Below are 15,728 nucleotides of genomic sequence, written 5' to 3'. Positions count from 1 at the left end.
ATAGGGCGGGGCTGAGCAACTTAAGAGCTTGACTGCAACGGGAAAGGGAAATCGATGAAAATAGCGATACTGACTGCTGCCGTGGTTCTGGCTGCGCCGACATTCGCCCTTGCCAAGGACAAGTGCGCCGAGGCCAAGGATCAGGCCACCATGAACCAGTGCTTCGGTGCCGAGTTCCAGAAATCCGACAAGAAGCTCAATGAGCTTTACAAGCAGATCGAAACCCGCCTGAAGGACGATACGGATACCAAGAAGCTTCTTGTTCAGGCACAGCGGGATTGGGGCAAGTTTCGCGACGCGGAGTGCAGTTTCCAGACCGCAGGCGCGGCCGGAGGAAGCATGATGCCAATGCTCATCGCGCAGTGCATGGACGGCCTGACACAATCCCGTGTCAAAGGTTTCGAAGGCTATCTGAAATGCCAGGAAGGCGACATGAGCTGCCCTGTTCCGGCCGCGAACTGACACATGCCACAGCTGATCGGATCACGATGAAGCCGGCGGCGAGCGTGACGTCGCCGCCAGACATGAAAGGATGCGAGGGGCATCATCATTGCGTGAGAGACTTGAAGGAGGCGGATCGTGAAACCCTATAAATCGTCACTCGCAATGACGATTGCGGCATCCTGTACTGTTGGCATGTGTCGTGCCGGCAACAGCCCAGGCTGACATGAGCTTCGACGTCAACGTCACGCTTTCCAAAAAGGCAGCTGCCAAGCTCGCGGCTGAAAAGGAGGGGATCGTTGTCTTCGCCTCCTATTACGGCGACCCGAAGCGGAGCGCCGCGAAGCGCGTAAACGAAATCGGCCAGATCGATCTCACGCCGCAGGACGAAGAGGTGGAGATACCGGGTACAGCGGGCCACGCCCACGTCAGCGGCGCAAAGGTCGACGCGAAGCGTCTCGACTGGCTTGCCGGGCCGGCCAAGGTCAACGTCAACGTTGCGTCGGCGCGCAAGAGCAGCCCGGACAATCTGCTCAACTGCGATTTCATCGACGGTCCACTAAGCGATGTCCAAAGGAAGCCTGTGACGCTTCATTGCGGATTGATCGAAGAAAATGTGGACACGAAGTTGAGGCCATAAGGCTAACAAAATCATGCCGCCTCGTGACCGGCGTCAACGCAGATTATCGGCGGCATTACCTGCTTTGCTCAAGGGAGGTGAAGATTCTCATGCGTCCATTGTTCGCAATCTGTTTCTGCCTGACCATCATGTCCTTGTCTGCCGCCGCCTATGCCGAGCGCCGTTGTGGCTGGTACTCCAGCCCGACACCCGGCAACCTCGTCCTGACCGACAGTGACGGGGATTGGTGGATCCAGATGCAGGGACGCCCGGATCCCAAAGGCATCGACAATGTGCCGGCCTTTGACGAGCGGCAATTCGTCGAGACCAATGTGCCTGGTTCGGGTCACGGCTACGGATGTGCGTGCATGAACGTCGTAACCAACGCCAAGCAACAGAAGATCACCAGAGTGATCTCGGGCCAAATCCTTCCGCTGCTGCGCTGTCGCAACGACAGATCGCTGCCTAACCCCGACGGATAAGCATAACCAGGAACCAGTCGCAGTCAGCAAATGGCGCCTCGCTGAGCAAGACGCTGCCGAACTACTGCGCCGACGATTTCATCAACTCTTCCGTTTCGAGCCCGACGCCGAGGCCTGTTTCGGCAAGGCGCCAGGCGGATTGGCTGGGGTGATGGCGGGCGCGCCTTACTAGTGGTCCCGACCAAGGCAAAACTTGAAGTTGCTCTCACCAAATCTGCAACGAGGATTCGACAGTGTCGTGCGCCGAAGCTAGGCTACTTGGGGGTATTATGGGCCATGTCTCGCATCTCTTTCGTTCGCGTCCTGTTGTTTGTTGCATCGATGCTGCTGGGCGCTCCGGTGGCCCATGCCGGTTTGCAGTTTCAAGCCGGGCAGACCGACTCCGGATTCCAGTATATCCTCGTGTCGGGTGATTTCTCGTATCAGGACGACCTATCGGTCTTCGAGGCACTGGCACGGTCCAATGCATCAGTCGCTGTCACCTTCCAGTCCCCCGGCGGCAATATCCAGAAGGCTATGGAGCTTGGCCGCCTTATTCGCAGGCTCCGCCTCAGCACGGCTCAATTCAGGGCTGTCGAGTGTGCTTCGGCCTGTTCCCTGGCGTTCCTTGGTGGCGTTGTGCGCTTTGCCGAGCCGGGTTCCATCGGCGTCCATAGATCCTCATTCAGTGGCGACATTCCCGTAAACAGCAAGGACGCCGTTTCCGGCATCCAGCAGATGACCGCCGACATCATCACCTACATGATCGAAATGGGCGTGGACCCCGCTCTGCTTCAGCTTTCGCTGCAATATGACAGTGACGACATACGTTATCTTTCTAGGAGCGAGATGGCGAAGTACAAGGTCGTTACCTTGGAACCCGAAGCGAGCTGGCCGCAGGTCGCAAGCCAGGCACCATCCTCGACGCCATCCTCCCAGCAAGCGCCGTTACAACCGCCTGTCGCCTCTTTGCCACCTGCTTCCACGAATCCTTCACTCGTTATTCCCCAAGCCCGCTCGGGCCGTATTCTCCGCTCCCAGGGCGCGGCGCCTTTAAAGGCGCTCCCAGAGGTAAGATCCGCCACGCTCGCAAATGTGCGAAACGGCAGCGCAGTCGTAATCTTGGGTAATGTCGAGCGATGGTACCGTGTCCGTGCAGGCGGTCAGGTCGGCTACATGCATGACACCTGGGTCTACGTCGACCAGTATGAGAGCGGCCCCTTCGGACAGCGTCATATCCAGGTCAAGAGCTTCGACAATCTCGCCGATACGGAGGCCTATGTGCGATCGGCATCAATCCCGCTTGTCGCCTACCTCGCCACCAACGGGTGGTTCGCCATTACGCTACGCGGCACCTATGCCCAGGATGCCGCTAAGGACCTAGCCAAGGCGATGAAGGAAAACGGGGCGATCCCCGACGACGCCTACGTCACTTATGGCAACACTTACGTCCGCAATGTCTGTTGTCGCTAGCCGGCACGTTTAACAGCAAGGGCAGCACTTCACCCGGCCGGACCCCAAAAAGGCCACGAAACAACAAAAAAGCCCGGAAAACCGGGCTTTTTTAGCGCTTACGGACCTACTTGGACGGTCCGAAACGGGAATTTGGTGCCCAGAAGAGGACTCGAACCTCCACTCCTTGCGGAACACGGACCTGAACCGTGCGCGTCTACCAATTCCGCCATCTGGGCTGGTGCGCGCTCATTAAGCGGGCGAGGGATGAGTGTCAACGCGCTTTTTTGAAAGCCGCGTTCCTTCTCCGGCTCAATGCTCCAGCACTTCCTTCGACGCCACCGTGGAATCGGCGTTGAGCGTGTAGATGATCGGCACGCCGGTGCCGAGCTCGAGCTTGACGATCTCCTCGCCCGATTTGCCGTCCAGCGCCATGATCAGCGCGCGCAGCGAATTGCCGTGCGCCGCCACCAGCACGGTGCCGCCGCGCAGCACATGCGGTTGCAGATCGTGCAGGTAATAGGGCCAGACGCGCGCGCCGGTGTCCTTCAGGCTTTCACCGCCGGGCGGCGGCACGTCATAGGAGCGGCGCCAGACATGCACCTGCTCCTCGCCCCATTTCTTGCGCGCATCATCCTTGTTGAGGCCGGAGAGATCGCCATAGTCGCGCTCGTTCAGCGCCTGGTCGCGAATGGTCTCGAGATCGCTCTGGCCAACGGCGTCGAGAATATGCTGGCAGGTCTTCTGCGCCCGGATCAGCGACGACGTGAAGGCGATGTCGAATTTCATGCCGCGCGCCCTGAGCTTGGCGCCGGCCGCCTTGGCCTCGGCATGACCCAGTTCGGTCAGGTCGACGTCGCGCCAGCCGGTAAATAGGTTCTTCAGGTTCCATTCGCTCTGGCCGTGGCGCACGAGCACGAGAGTTCTCGACATATTTGCTCCTTCAAATCTTGTGGATCAGCCAAATCTTGTGGATCAGCCAAATCTGTGGATCAGCTTGTCAGGCCGAGCACGTCCCGCATCGAATAGAGGCCCGGCTTGCGGCCGCGCGCCCACAGGGCTGCCTTGACCGCGCCGCGGGCAAAGATCGCCCGGTCCTCGGCATGATGGGCAAGCGTGATGCGCTCGCCGGTACCGGCCAGCACCACACTGTGGTCGCCGACCACCGAGCCGCCACGCAAGCTGGCGAAACCGATCGAGCCTGCCTTGCGCACGCCGGTATGGCCGTCGCGCACGCGAACATCGTTGCCGGCAAGTGCTACGCCGCGCCCGGCAGCGGCGGCCTCGCCGAGCAGCAGCGCCGTGCCCGACGGCGCATCGACCTTGTGCCGGTGGTGCATTTCCAGGATCTCGATGTCGAAATCGTCGGCATCGAGCGCGCGCGCCGCCTGCTCAACCAGCACCGCCAGCAGATTGACGCCGAGGCTCATATTGCCTGACTTGACCACCGTCGCGTGCCGCGCCGCCGCCGCGATCCTGGCATTGTCTTCAGCCGAGCAGCCGGTGGTGCCGATGATATGGGCGATGCGCGCCTGCGCCGCGTAGCCGGCGAATTCGACGGTCGCCGCCGGCGTGGTGAAATCGAGCACGCCGTCGGCCTTGGCGAAGGCCGGCAGCGGATCGTCGCCGATCGCCACCTCGAGCCTGCCGACGCCGGCCAGCTCGCCGGCATCCTTGCCGATATGGGGCGAACCGGCCCGCTCGATGGCGCCGGCGACGCGGGCGCCCGGAATCGTGTGGATGGCGCGGATCAGCGCCTGGCCCATGCGGCCGGCCGCGCCCACCACCACCAGGCCCATTTCACTAACGGTCGGCGTGTCGCTCATGAATGTCTCCCGGCCGCCTTTTTCGCGCGGACATTTTGCGCCGCAGTCTGGATTGGCTTGCCGTCGTCGACAAGCCCCAGCCCTTTCCTGCCTTGCACCCGATGGAACCGCGCATAGACGCTGTGCGGGTCGGCCATCAGCGAGGCATGCGTGCCCTGTTCGACCAGCCGGCCCTGCTCCAGCACGATGATATGGTCGGCATTGACCACCGTCGACAGCCGGTGCGCGATGACAATGGTAGTGCGCCCTTCCATGACATGGGTCAGCGCTTCCTGGACGCGGGCCTCGGCCTCGTTGTCGAGCGCCGAGGTGGCTTCATCGAGCAGCAGGATCGGCGCCTGCCGAACGATAGCGCGGGCAATCGATACGCGTTGGCGCTGGCCACCCGACAGCGTCACGCCGTTCTCGCCGACGGGCGTGTCGTAGCCTTGCGGCTGCTGGCGAATGAAATCGTGTGCCGCGGCCTGTTGGGCGGCGCGTTCAATCTCTGCGTCGGTGGCGCTCAGCCTGCCGTACCGGATGTTGTCGCGGATGGTGCCTTCGAACAGATAGGGCTGCTGCGAGACATAGGCGATCGAGCCGCGCAGCGAATGCTTGGTGACCTTTGAAATGTCCTGGCCGTCGATTTCGATGCTGCCCGACTCGACATCGTGGAAGCGCTGCAGCAGCGCAACCAGCGTCGTCTTGCCGGCGCCCGAGGCTCCGACGATGGCGGTCACCTTGCCGGCGGCGGCGACAAAGCTCAGATCCTGCAGGACCGGCGCCCCTTCGACATAGCGGAAGGACACGTTGTTGAAGCGCACTTCGCCAGAGGTGAATTTCGCCTCGGCGGCTCCTGGCACGTCACCCTGCTGCGGCTCGAGGTCGAGAAGCTCGTAGATCATGCGCGCATTGACCAGCGACTTTTCCATACCGACCTGCATGCGCGCCAGCCGCCTGGCCGGATCATAGGCAAGCAGCAGGGCGGTGAGGAAGGCAACGACGGCGCCCGGCGGCTGGCCGCCGACGGTCGCCCGGTAGCCGGAATAGGCGATGACGCCGGCGACGGCGAAGCCGGCCAGCATGTCGGAGATCGGCGTCAGCCGTTCCGAGACGCGGGCGATCTTGTTTGCCCGCTGCTCGGCGCCGGCGACGAGGCCGCCGATGCGGCGCGACAGCTCGTCTTCCAAGGTGAAGGCCTTGACGATAGCGATGCCTTGCGTCGCTTCCTGCATGGCGCCGATCAGCCGCGAGTTGATCTGCACCGATTCACGCGTGATGCGACGCACCCGACGCATCAGATAGGTCACACTGTAGATCAAGGGCGGCCCGATCAGCAGCGACATCGCCGAGAGCACCGGGTCCTGCCAGATCATGACGCCGACCAGCGCGACAAGCGACACGGCATCGCGCGCCAGCGATGTCAGCGTCATCGACAGGAGATCGCGGATGCCGTTGACGTTCTCGTTGATCTGCGCGGCGAGCCGGCCCGAGCGGGTGTCGTTGAAGAAGCCGACGCCGAGCTTCATTAGATGGTCGAAGATGCGGCGCTGGTAGCGCGCCACCAGATTGTTGCCGATCTTGGCCAGCGTCACTGCCTGGCCGTAGCTGGCCAGCCCGCGCAGCATGAAGGCGGCCAGGATCGACACGCTGATCAGCGCGATAAGATCGCCGCGCTGCTTATAGAAGATCTGGTCGATGACATCCTTCATGATCCAGGCGGTGAAGGCGGTCGTCGCCGCGATCGTCACCAGGCACAGCACGGCAAGAACATAATACCAGCGATAATCGCGGCTGTTTTCGGCGATGATGCGGCGGATCACCGCCACGATCTCGCTGGGACGGACTTTCCCTTTGGTTGGTGCTGGAAGTGTCAAGTTGGAGCGCTTTGTGGTTTCGGTTCGGCCGGGCTGCAATTCGGCAACCTCTTAACGCCCCGATGGCGGCTTGCCTATGGCCGGGGACGGCGAAACTTCGTCGCGGCGCAGCTTGTGTCCTAGACCCGCCAGCGCCGCCCCGCCGTCTGCACGCCGAACAGCGACGGATTTCTGGCATAGGCGGCCAGCCCTAAAAGCGCCGCCAGCGGATGGGTGATGACATAGACCGGCATGCTGCGCATCAGGGCGCTGTGCGGCGCCTTGTCCTCGAAGGCGGCGCGGAAATTGCCGGTGCGTAGTGCCGGCAGGATTTTTTGCGCGATGCCGCCGGTGAGAAACACGCCGCCGCGGCTCATGAACACTAGAGCGAGATCGCCGGCGGTGCGCCCCAGGCAAGTGACGAAGATCGACAGCGCCTCTTCGGCCACCGGATCGTTCTTTGCCAGCGCCGCGGCGGTGACCTCGGCAGGCGTTGTAAAGGGCGACGGCTTGCCGTCCGCCTTGGCCACCGCCCGGTAGGCATTGACCAGGCCGCGCCCGGACAGGATCTGTTCGCCGGAGATGCGGCCCTCGAGCTTCTCGATATGCGGAAACACCTGGAAATCGCGCGGCGAGCGCGGCCCGATATCCATATGGCCGCCCTCGCCGGGTACCGGTATCCAGTGATGCAGCGCATAAACCAGCCCGGCGACACCGAGCCCGGTTCCCGGGCCGAGTACCACCCGCCCGGAATTCGGTTCCGGCTCGTCGCCGCCGATCTTTTCCATATGCTCTTCGCCGAGCGCGACGACAGCCAGCGCCTGCGCCTCGAAGTCGTTGAGCACCACGACGTCGCTGAGACCGAGACTGGCGAACATCTGTCTCGGCTTGACGATCCATGGGCAATTGGTAAGCGGGATCTCGTCGCTTTCGACAGGACCGGCTACCGCCAGCACAGCTGAATTCGGCCGGACCGACGAGCGGTCGAGCACGGCCGACTGGATCGCCTCGTCTATCGTATTGAAGTTGGCGGTCTGGACGATCGTCGGCTCGCCGGCCTCGGAATTTGCGTCGAGCACAATCGAGAAGCGCGCATTGGTGCCGCCTATGTCGCCGATCAGGATCGGAAATCGCAACAGAGTGTCGTCGTCGCTTACGCCTGGCATGCTCTCGTCCGTTCCCGACGCGTATCGCCGTTCTCTCGTTGACTAGCGCATGACCGCAAAAAGGGAAATCGGTTTTCGAAGTGGAGATGCACGGATGCAGACAGCAAACACGCTGCCCGCATCAGTGCCCCGGTCGTGGCCGCGGCAGCGGAATGCCGATCTCGGGGGTCGCCACAAAGGCGTTCGCCGAGGCCGGAAGCGCTGCCGCGCCGGCTGCGACCGTCGGCGGCGGCGAAGACTCTGCCGCGAGAGCGGGTTCTGCTGCGATCGGTACGCCGTCACCATAGTAGGTGACTGCTTCGGCCGAGGGCGGAGCCGGCGCGTCGAGCACGAACTGGCATTGTCTGGGCAGGTTCGCCATCGTCATCACGTCGCGTGCCTTCGGCTTGTCCGGGTTCTTGTTGGGGCGCCACGGCCCCTCGGTGAACCACCAGGCCAGCGCCTGGTCGCAGCCATCGCCCGGCGCCGTCGCTTCCTGCGCCTTGCAGTCGGGTGATCCAGCCTGGCAGCCGATGCGAATGTGGAAGTGGTAGTCGTGGCCCCAGAACGGCCTGACCTTGCGCAACCAGCCGCGGTCGCCTTTGACCGTGTCGCAGAGCTTCTTCTTGATCCCTGGATTGACCAGGATGCGCTCGACTTCGGGATAGCTCGCGGCACGCTTCAACAGCCGCGTGTGCATCGGCGTCCACAGGCCGTCCTTCACCAGATGGGTTTTTTCATCGACCATCAAGGTAGCGCTGATGTTTTCGCGCTCTTCGGCCGAGAGCTTGCGGTCGGGCATCGGCGTCAGCCAGATGTCGGCGTCGAGGCCGATCTGGTGCGAGGCATGGCCGGTCAGCATCGGCCCGCCGCGCGGCTGCGAAATGTCGCCGATCAACAGGCCCGGCCAGCCGTCGGCAGCGGCGTCGCGCGACAGTTTCTCGATCAGCGCGATCATTGCCGGATGGCCCCAGCGGCGATTGCGCGACGGTCGCATCACCTCCCAGTGCCGGCCGTCCATGGGCAGGGCGACGCCGCCGGAAAAACAGCCTTTGGAGTAGAAGCCGATCGATTGCGCTGCTGCGACCGCCGGCAGCCTTTTGGCGCCAAACAGGTCTTTTGCCCGTTCCTCGGCGCCCGCCGTCTGCGTTGCCGGCGCTGTCAAGCTGGTGACGGCCAGTGCTGCCGAAAGCAGCAGTGTTTTGCCGGGCAAGGCTCGCTTTAACGTCTTCCCCAAGCTGGACCCCTCCGCGATTTGAACCGCATCATACCACGCCCCGCGCAACGTATCGATCATGACCGTTTCATCGGGCTGCGCGCCTCGCCGTCGCGCCAGTCGCCGCTCGCCCACATGGCGTCGAGCGCCGAACGGTAGTCGGGGAAGCGAAACCCAAAGCCGGCCGTCTTGATCGCCGCGTTGGCGACACGCTTGTTCTCGCCGTAGAAGGACCGCGCCATGGGCGAAAGTTGGGCGGTCTCGAACGGAATTTCGGGCGGCGGCTCAATGCCCATCAATCGGGCGGCATAGGCGACGACGTCCTGCGGCGGCGCCGGCAGGTCGTCGGTGACGTTGAAGATGCCGCCGCGATTGCCTTCGGCCAGATGCCAGAGCGCGCCGGCAATGTCGTCGCAATGGATGCGGTTGAACACCTGGCCCGGCTTGACCAGCCGGCGGGCGGTGCCGTTTTCCAGATTGACCAAGGCGTTGCGGCCTGGCCCATAAATGCCGGAAAGCCGCAGGATCGCCACCGGCCGGCCGGTGTCGTGGCCCAGTTTCAGCCAGTCCTGCTCGGCGGCAACCCTCATCGCTGATCGCTTCGATACTGGCCGGCATTCGGCGGCCTCATCCACCCAATTTCCGCCATGGTCGCCATAGACGCCGACGGTCGAGAGATAGGCGATCCATTCGAGCTCCGGCATGTTGGCCGTGACCACCTCGCGAGCCGCACCCAGCACCGGGTCGCCGGCCTCGTCCGGCGCGACCGAGACGACGAGATGGGTTGTCTTCCCAAGCGCATCGCCGATTTCGGAGGTCAGCGTGCCATCGAAACGCAGCGGCACGATACCGGCTTGCCGCAGCGCCGCGAATTTTTCCAGCGACCGTGTTGTACCGAAGATCGCTGTGTCGGCATCCTTGTTGGCGCGGGCAAAGGCCTTGCCCGAATAACCGGCGCCGAAGATGAAAATCTGCTGTTTGGTCACGTATGTGCCTCGATCGGCTTTGGCAGGGCCAGAAGCCATTCGCCTCTCACCGCCTCGTCATCTTCTGCTTGCAAAGCGGCTGCGGCACGTTCGGCAAACTCCCGACCCGGCACCAGCCGCGACAGCGCCCATACCGCAGCTCCGCGAACCAGGGGCGAGGCGTCGTCGAGCAGCGCGCGAACGGCGCCGGCCAGCGACAAGTCCTGGGAATTGCCGGCCGCTATCAGCACGTTGCGGATAAAACGGGCGCGGCCGATGCGCTTGATCGGCGAGCCCGAAAAAAGCACGCGGAAGGCAGCGTCGTCGAGGCGCAGCAGCTCGGCGATCGGCGGTTCGCGCAAGTCCGCGCGGGCGGCAAGCTTTGCCTCCGAAGCGGCTTGGGCGAACTTGTTCCACGGGCACTCGGCCAGGCAGTCGTCGCAGCCATAGATACGATTGCCGATCCTTTCCCGGAACTCATGCGGGATCGGTCCTTTGTTCTCGATGGTGAGGTATGAAATGCAGCGCCGCGCATCGAGCCGGTAAGGCGCCGGAAAGGCGTCCGTCGGGCAAACGTCGAGACAGGCGCGGCAGGAGCCGCAATGGTCGTCCTCAGGCGCGTCCGGCACCAGTTCGGCCGTCGTGAAGATGGTGCCGAGGAACAGCCAGGAGCCATGCGTTCGGCTGACCAGGTTGGTGTGCTTGCCTTGCCAGCCGAGGCCGGCCGCCTCGGCCAGCGGCTTTTCCATCACCGGCGCGGTGTCGACAAACACTTTCACGTCCCCGCCGGCGCGCGCCACGATCTTGCCGGCGATCTCCTTCAGCCGGCCTTTCATCACGTCATGATAGTCGCGGTTCTGCGCATAGGCCGAGATCGCGCCGCGGTCGCGCTTTGCCAGGATGTCGCGTGGGTCGTGGTCGGGGCCGTAATTCATCGCCAGCACGATGATCGAGCGGACCTCTGGCCAAAGCGTCGTCGGTTTGCCTCGCCGCTCGAGCGTTTCGGCAATCCAGCCCATCGAGCCGTGAAAGCCGTCGGCAACGAATTCGGCCAGCCGTTCCGGCGCCTGCGGAATCGCATCGGGCGTGGTGACGGCAACGGCGTCGAAGCCGGCATTCCGCGCCTCGCGGTCGATCAGCGCGCGCAGCTTTGCCGTATCAGAAATCGAGGTCCGCATAATGTGACACCGGCGACAGGCCGCGCACCCGGTCGGACAGAAGCGGCCGGAACGAAGGCCGTGATTTCACCCTTGTATACCATTCGCGCGCGGCGCTGTGTTCGCGCCAGTCGATCTCGCCGAGATAGTCGAGCACCGACAGTGCTGCCGCCGCCGCGAGATCGGCATAGGTGACCTTGTTGCCGGCCAGCCAATGACGGGTGCCGGCCAGCCAGTTGGTGTATTTCATGTGCTGGCGGATATTGGCGCGGGCGGCGCGGATCGCCGCCGAATCGGGCGATCCGCCGCCTGCCGTTTCCGGCATGACCGGCTTCAGAACGCGTTCGCGCACCAGATGCCGGGTAACCTCGCTTTCCGCCTTGTTGAGGTACCAGTCGGTCAGCCGGCGGATTTCGGCGCGCTCCATCGGATCCTCGGCGAACAGCCGCTTGTCGCGCTTGAGTACGCCGCGCGTCTCGTCGAGATATTCGGCAATGACCACTGCGCCGACGATGGGCACGTCGCCTTCGGCGAGCAGGATCGGCAGCGTGCCGGCCGGGTTCAACGCCAGGAACTCCTTGCGCCGCGTCCACGGCTTCTCTTCGATCAGCGCCAGTTCCTCGCCATACTCGCCAAAGGCGAGGCGAACGAAGCGGCAGCTGGCGAACATCGGATGGTGGAAAAGCGTCAGCATGGTCCCGCGATAATAGAGCGCACTGGCAAATCGCCGGCTGCGCCGGTAAGTCTTGGCCGCCCGATTCAGCGGGCTGTCAGGGTGCTGCGACCTATAGGGGGAGTTCCGCGCCATGACAAGCAAGCCCTTTTCTCAAGCCCTCACTCCAACGCCGAGGTTGCCATGGAAAGCCAGACCGTCGTCGAAGCGCTGCTGCTCGGCCTGCTCGAGGGCCTGACCGAGTTTATTCCGGTGTCTTCGACCGGTCATATCCTGCTCGCCGGCCATTTCCTCGGTTTTCATTCGACCGGAAAGGCCTTCGAAATCCTGATCCAGCTCGGCGCCATATTGGCGATCCTCAGCGTCTATTTCCGCCGTCTCTGGAAGATGCTGCTCGAGCTGCCCTACGATCGGCTGACGCGGCATTTCGTCCTTGGCATTCTCATCGCATTCCTGCCGGCGGCCATTATCGGCGCACTGGCGCATGATTTCATCAAGACGGTGCTGTTCGAATCGCCGCGGCTGATCTGCATCATGCTGATCATCGGCGGTGTCATCCTGCTGCTGGTCGATCGCATGAAGCCGAAGCCGTATTACCACGATGTCGAGCGGTTTCCGACCAGACTTTATCTGCAGATCGGGCTGTTTCAGTGCTTGTCGCTAATCCCCGGCACGTCACGCTCGGGCTCGACCATCGTCGGCGCGCTGCTGCTCGGGGTCGACAAGCGGGTGGCGGCGGAATTCTCCTTCTTCCTTGCAATCCCGACGATGGTCGGCGCCTTCGCCTTCGACCTGTTCAAGAACCGCAATGTGCTAAGCAGCGCCGACTTGCCCATCATCGCCGTCGGCTTCGTTGCCGCCTTCGTCACCGCGCTAATCGTCGTGCGCTTCCTGCTCGACTACGTCTCGCGCCATGGCTACGCGCTGTTCGGCTGGTGGCGGCTGGTCGTCGGCATCGTCGGGCTGGCGGGGCTGGCAATCTGGGGGTGAGCCGGCGCGGATAGCGCAATCCCAGCCGGAACTCTATTCTTGCCCGAAGCCGAGCCATACGATCTTGTGGACGTATGGTTGGCAGGGGGAATGCATGAGCGAAGTTCTTGACGCCCTCGTTATTGGCGCCGGTCCGGCGGGACTCGGCGTCAGTTACTTCTTGAAACGGCAGGACCGCGACCACCGTGTGCTCGATCGAGGCCGGATCGGCGAGACGTGGCGAACGCAGCGGTGGAACTCGTTTCGACTGAATTCGCCGACCATTCGCTCCATCTTACCCGGTGATTCCTACGAGGGGCCCGAGCCGTGGGGCGCGATAAGCCACCACGAATTTGTCGCGTATCTCGAAGGCTATGCCGACCGGCACCGCCTGCCGGTAAGCACCCAAACTCCGGTGCAAGAGCTGACGAGAGACGACGGGATCTTTCGCATCACCACGACGGACGGGGCATTTCTGGCGCGCAACGTGGTGATCGCCACCGGCGACCAGAATCGGCAGGTCCGGCCAGCAGGGTCGGCGGATTTGCCAACCGCAATTGGCCAAGTCGATTCCTCGGCTTATCGCAACCCGGCCGAGTTAGAGAGTGGCGCGGTGCTGGTGGTCGGCAGCGGCCAGTCGGGCGGCCAGATCGCCGAGGATCTGGCGTTGGCAGGACGTGTGGTCTTTTTGGCGACCAGCCGCAACGGCCGTTGGGTGCGGCGCTACCGCGGGGGCAACATACTTAAATGGCTGACGCTGTCCGGTTTTCTCGACGTTCCGCGCAAGGAACTCGTCCTCCCCTCCGGCAAGCTGCAGGCCCGCGCGCTGGTCGGCGCGACCCATACGATCAGCCTGCAATCGCTGAGCGCGCAGGGCGTGGTGCTGCTCGGCCGCTTCAGGGGTGTGGAGAACGGCAACCTCGTCTTCGGCGACGAGCTCGACGACCATATGCGATTTGCCGACGAAGTCTCCGCGAATGCCAAGCGCCTGGTCGACGGGTACATTGAGCGCGCCGGCCTCGATGCGCCACTGGCCGAGGATGATCCGGCCGAGACGGTTGACCCGCGCTTGCCCGATCCTCCGATCCGCTCCCTCGACTGGACGGCAAGCGGCATCAGATCAGTGATCTGGTGCACGGGCTTCACCGGCGATTTCTCATGGGTCCGGCTCCCCGGCGCGCTCGATGCAGCCGGCCAGCCCGTCCACGAGGACGGCGTCAGCGCTATTCCAGGTCTCTTTTTCGCCGGCCTCGATTTCGGATCGACGCGGAAGTCGGGCACCATACCGGCCATTCCAGAGGAGGCGGCCGCCGTCGTGGAGCGACTTGTCCAAGCGGGAGCCGACTTGCCACGGAACGGCGTCTAAACGAGCCGTCGAACGCGGGTTCTTGAACGTGCAAGAACATGACAGCTCTGGCGCGATCAAGACGACGCACGCTGCCTTTTGTCGAAGCGCACCGACAATTTTCCGTAGTCCATTGGTGCGACAGCCAGAAATCGCGGGCACCTTCGATACGGGGCTCCGATTCGCGGCCGACTGCATCCATTGCCTCCATCAGCGTGCGCCGGCCTTGACCTCGGCTGGTCGTCGTCGTGCTGACAGCACTGGCCATATGGGATGAGCCGGCGCAGTCGTTCGGAATGGTCGACCTGGAGACGCCAAAGGAGGTGCGTCAAGGCGCACGATCGGTCAGCGCGCTCGCGCCTTCCTCCGCGGCGCAATGTGCGCAGCAGTAGATGATGTCATCCTGTTCGACGCCATGTCCGATGATCCGGCATCCGCAATGCGGACACGTCGGAGCAAGTTTCTGGACCGCGCATTCGAAGCTGTCGAACGTGTAGGTCTCGTCGGCCATCGTCACGTTGAAAGCCTTGTCGTAGTCATTCCCGCATTGATCGCATCTGGCCATAGTTCTTTTCCTTTTTTCACTGGCTTCAAGCTCGACCAACCTGTCGCGCGGCGATAGGTTCCCGCCAGGATCAGGGGGCCGTCCTAAGCCGGAGACGAGAGCGAGCCTACGCGACGGCGCTGTTCGATCACGCGGATCACCTCGTCAATATCCCGCGGCTCGATGTCGAGTTCCTTCAGGCCAGGCGCGTCGATTGCTGCCACATTGTCCTGACGCATAAGATCGATCTGGTTGCGCGTTATGGGGGCAGCCGGGAGGAGTTCCGCGACGCCAGCCAAGGCGTTCCATACCGCAAACGGCACCGGCATCAGCTTGACGTGCGTATCGAGCTGTCGGGCGATCTCCCGAAGCAGTTCCTTATAGGTATAGATACGCGGGCCACCGAATTCGAATATGGATGAACCCGTGTGGGTTCGCCCGTCGATCAGCCGGCTCACTGCTTCGGCGACGTCTGCCACATGGACCGGCTGAAGCCGTGTGCCACCATCGCCGAACAGCGGATAGACCGGCAGGAGGCGTATCATCCTCACAATGGTCGTGAGGAAAGCGTCGTCAGGTCCTGTCATGACGGCGGGACGCACAATGAAAGCGCCGGGAAATGCGCTTTCCACGGCACCTTCTCCGCGCCCACGCGCCCTTATGTAATTCGAATCCGATTGAGGATCGGAGCCGATCCCTGAAATCAGGACGAACTGGTCGATCGCGCGGTCGCGCGACGCGGCAGCGAGATCGGCCGCGGCTTTCACATGCACGCGTTCAAAGGTCTGGACGCCGTGCTCGATGTAAAGACTGACAGCATTCACGACCGCCTGTGATCCGGTAATGGCCGACCCGATCGAGGACGCATCCAATATATCCGCCTCGACTGCCTCGGGCATCCTTGTAATCGAGGAAAAGACCAGGGGCACGCGAGCCGGATGGCGAGATGCGGCGCGCACCGTGAAACCTCTTTCCAGGAGCCGCTTCACAATCCTGCGCCCGAGAAAACCAGTTCCGCCGAACACGGTGACGATCCGTTCCGGGTTGAGATCGTCGGGATCCATTTGCCTCGCCATCCCT

At 63.1% G+C, this 15,728-nt stretch carries 16 protein-coding genes and 1 tRNA gene; 6 read left to right on the top strand and 11 right to left on the bottom strand.

What is annotated here, in order from left to right:
- Positions 1-54 precede the first annotated feature (54 nt).
- The 4 genes from NKH16_RS29020 to NKH16_RS29005 all read left to right on the top strand — a co-directional run bounded on the left by NKH16_RS29020 (position 55) and on the right by NKH16_RS29005 (position 2,994).
- Positions 55-462, top strand: a complete 408-nt coding sequence (locus NKH16_RS29020; RefSeq protein ID WP_352451892.1) for a lysozyme inhibitor LprI family protein — start codon at positions 55-57, stop codon at positions 460-462.
- A 205-nt stretch (positions 463-667) separates the two neighbouring features.
- Positions 668-1,081, top strand: a complete 414-nt coding sequence (locus tag NKH16_RS29015; protein WP_352451891.1) for a hypothetical protein — start codon at positions 668-670, stop codon at positions 1,079-1,081.
- Positions 1,082-1,104: 23 nt separating this feature from the next.
- On the top strand, positions 1,105-1,542 hold the full coding sequence (locus NKH16_RS29010; RefSeq protein WP_352451890.1) for a DUF4087 domain-containing protein: 438 nt from the start codon (positions 1,105-1,107) through the stop codon (positions 1,540-1,542).
- Between the two features lie 276 nt (positions 1,543-1,818).
- The gene (locus NKH16_RS29005; RefSeq protein WP_352903105.1) at positions 1,819-2,994 is read left to right on the top strand and encodes a hypothetical protein; all 1,176 of its coding nucleotides are present in this window, start codon (positions 1,819-1,821) and stop codon (positions 2,992-2,994) included.
- Between the two features lie 133 nt (positions 2,995-3,127).
- Here NKH16_RS29005 and NKH16_RS29000 read toward each other — a convergent pair.
- The 9 genes from NKH16_RS29000 to NKH16_RS28960 all read right to left on the bottom strand — a co-directional run bounded on the left by NKH16_RS29000 (position 3,128) and on the right by NKH16_RS28960 (position 11,811).
- Positions 3,128-3,212, bottom strand: a tRNA-Leu gene (locus NKH16_RS29000).
- Positions 3,213-3,285: 73 nt separating this feature from the next.
- Complete coding sequence (locus NKH16_RS28995; protein ID WP_352451888.1) at positions 3,286-3,906, bottom strand: 2,3-bisphosphoglycerate-dependent phosphoglycerate mutase; 621 nt, start codon at positions 3,904-3,906, stop codon at positions 3,286-3,288.
- Positions 3,907-3,965: 59 nt separating this feature from the next.
- On the bottom strand, positions 3,966-4,799 hold the full coding sequence (gene dapB / locus NKH16_RS28990) for a 4-hydroxy-tetrahydrodipicolinate reductase (protein ID WP_023678962.1): 834 nt from the start codon (positions 4,797-4,799) through the stop codon (positions 3,966-3,968).
- Positions 4,796-6,655 (bottom strand): ABC transporter ATP-binding protein, encoded by a 1,860-nt coding sequence (locus tag NKH16_RS28985; RefSeq protein WP_352903101.1) that lies wholly within the window; start codon positions 6,653-6,655, stop codon positions 4,796-4,798. The genes dapB and NKH16_RS28985 overlap by 4 nt, the downstream gene beginning before the upstream one ends.
- Before the next feature lie 119 nt (positions 6,656-6,774).
- The gene (locus NKH16_RS28980; RefSeq protein ID WP_352451886.1) at positions 6,775-7,800 is read right to left on the bottom strand and encodes a glucokinase; all 1,026 of its coding nucleotides are present in this window, start codon (positions 7,798-7,800) and stop codon (positions 6,775-6,777) included.
- Positions 7,801-7,921: 121 nt separating this feature from the next.
- A complete protein-coding gene (gene mepA / locus NKH16_RS28975) occupies positions 7,922-9,016 on the bottom strand; it encodes a penicillin-insensitive murein endopeptidase (protein WP_502901473.1) in 1,095 nt (364 codons plus the stop codon).
- A 56-nt stretch (positions 9,017-9,072) separates the two neighbouring features.
- Positions 9,073-9,981 (bottom strand): SDR family oxidoreductase, encoded by a 909-nt coding sequence (locus tag NKH16_RS28970; RefSeq protein WP_352903098.1) that lies wholly within the window; start codon positions 9,979-9,981, stop codon positions 9,073-9,075.
- Positions 9,978-11,138, bottom strand: coding sequence for a tRNA epoxyqueuosine(34) reductase QueG (gene queG / locus NKH16_RS28965; RefSeq protein ID WP_352903095.1), 1,161 nt, complete (start codon positions 11,136-11,138; stop codon positions 9,978-9,980). Before queG ends, NKH16_RS28970 begins: the two co-directional genes overlap by 4 nt.
- Positions 11,119-11,811 (bottom strand): glutathione S-transferase family protein, encoded by a 693-nt coding sequence (locus NKH16_RS28960; protein WP_023678968.1) that lies wholly within the window; start codon positions 11,809-11,811, stop codon positions 11,119-11,121. The genes queG and NKH16_RS28960 overlap by 20 nt, the downstream gene beginning before the upstream one ends.
- A 162-nt stretch (positions 11,812-11,973) precedes the next feature.
- Between NKH16_RS28960 and NKH16_RS28955 the strand changes: the two genes are divergently transcribed.
- The gene (locus NKH16_RS28955) at positions 11,974-12,780 is read left to right on the top strand and encodes an undecaprenyl-diphosphate phosphatase (RefSeq protein WP_352903092.1); all 807 of its coding nucleotides are present in this window, start codon (positions 11,974-11,976) and stop codon (positions 12,778-12,780) included.
- Between the two features lie 94 nt (positions 12,781-12,874).
- Positions 12,875-14,125, top strand: coding sequence for a flavin-containing monooxygenase (locus NKH16_RS28950; protein ID WP_352903089.1), 1,251 nt, complete (start codon positions 12,875-12,877; stop codon positions 14,123-14,125).
- A 307-nt stretch (positions 14,126-14,432) separates the two neighbouring features.
- Here NKH16_RS28950 and NKH16_RS28945 read toward each other — a convergent pair whose 3' ends face one another.
- Both NKH16_RS28945 and NKH16_RS28940 read right to left on the bottom strand, forming a co-directional pair.
- Positions 14,433-14,669 (bottom strand): metallothionein, encoded by a 237-nt coding sequence (locus tag NKH16_RS28945; RefSeq protein ID WP_254817997.1) that lies wholly within the window; start codon positions 14,667-14,669, stop codon positions 14,433-14,435.
- 83 nt (positions 14,670-14,752) lie between these two features.
- Positions 14,753-15,724, bottom strand: a complete 972-nt coding sequence (locus NKH16_RS28940) for a complex I NDUFA9 subunit family protein (RefSeq protein WP_352903086.1) — start codon at positions 15,722-15,724, stop codon at positions 14,753-14,755.
- Positions 15,725-15,728: the final 4 nt, after the last annotated feature.

The organism is Mesorhizobium sp. M1307 (assembly GCF_040318155.1).
Classification (GTDB): Bacteria; Pseudomonadota; Alphaproteobacteria; order Rhizobiales; family Rhizobiaceae; genus Mesorhizobium.
The sequence above is the reverse complement of the archived record's forward strand: the minus strand, read 5'-3'. Positions and strand labels throughout refer to the sequence as shown.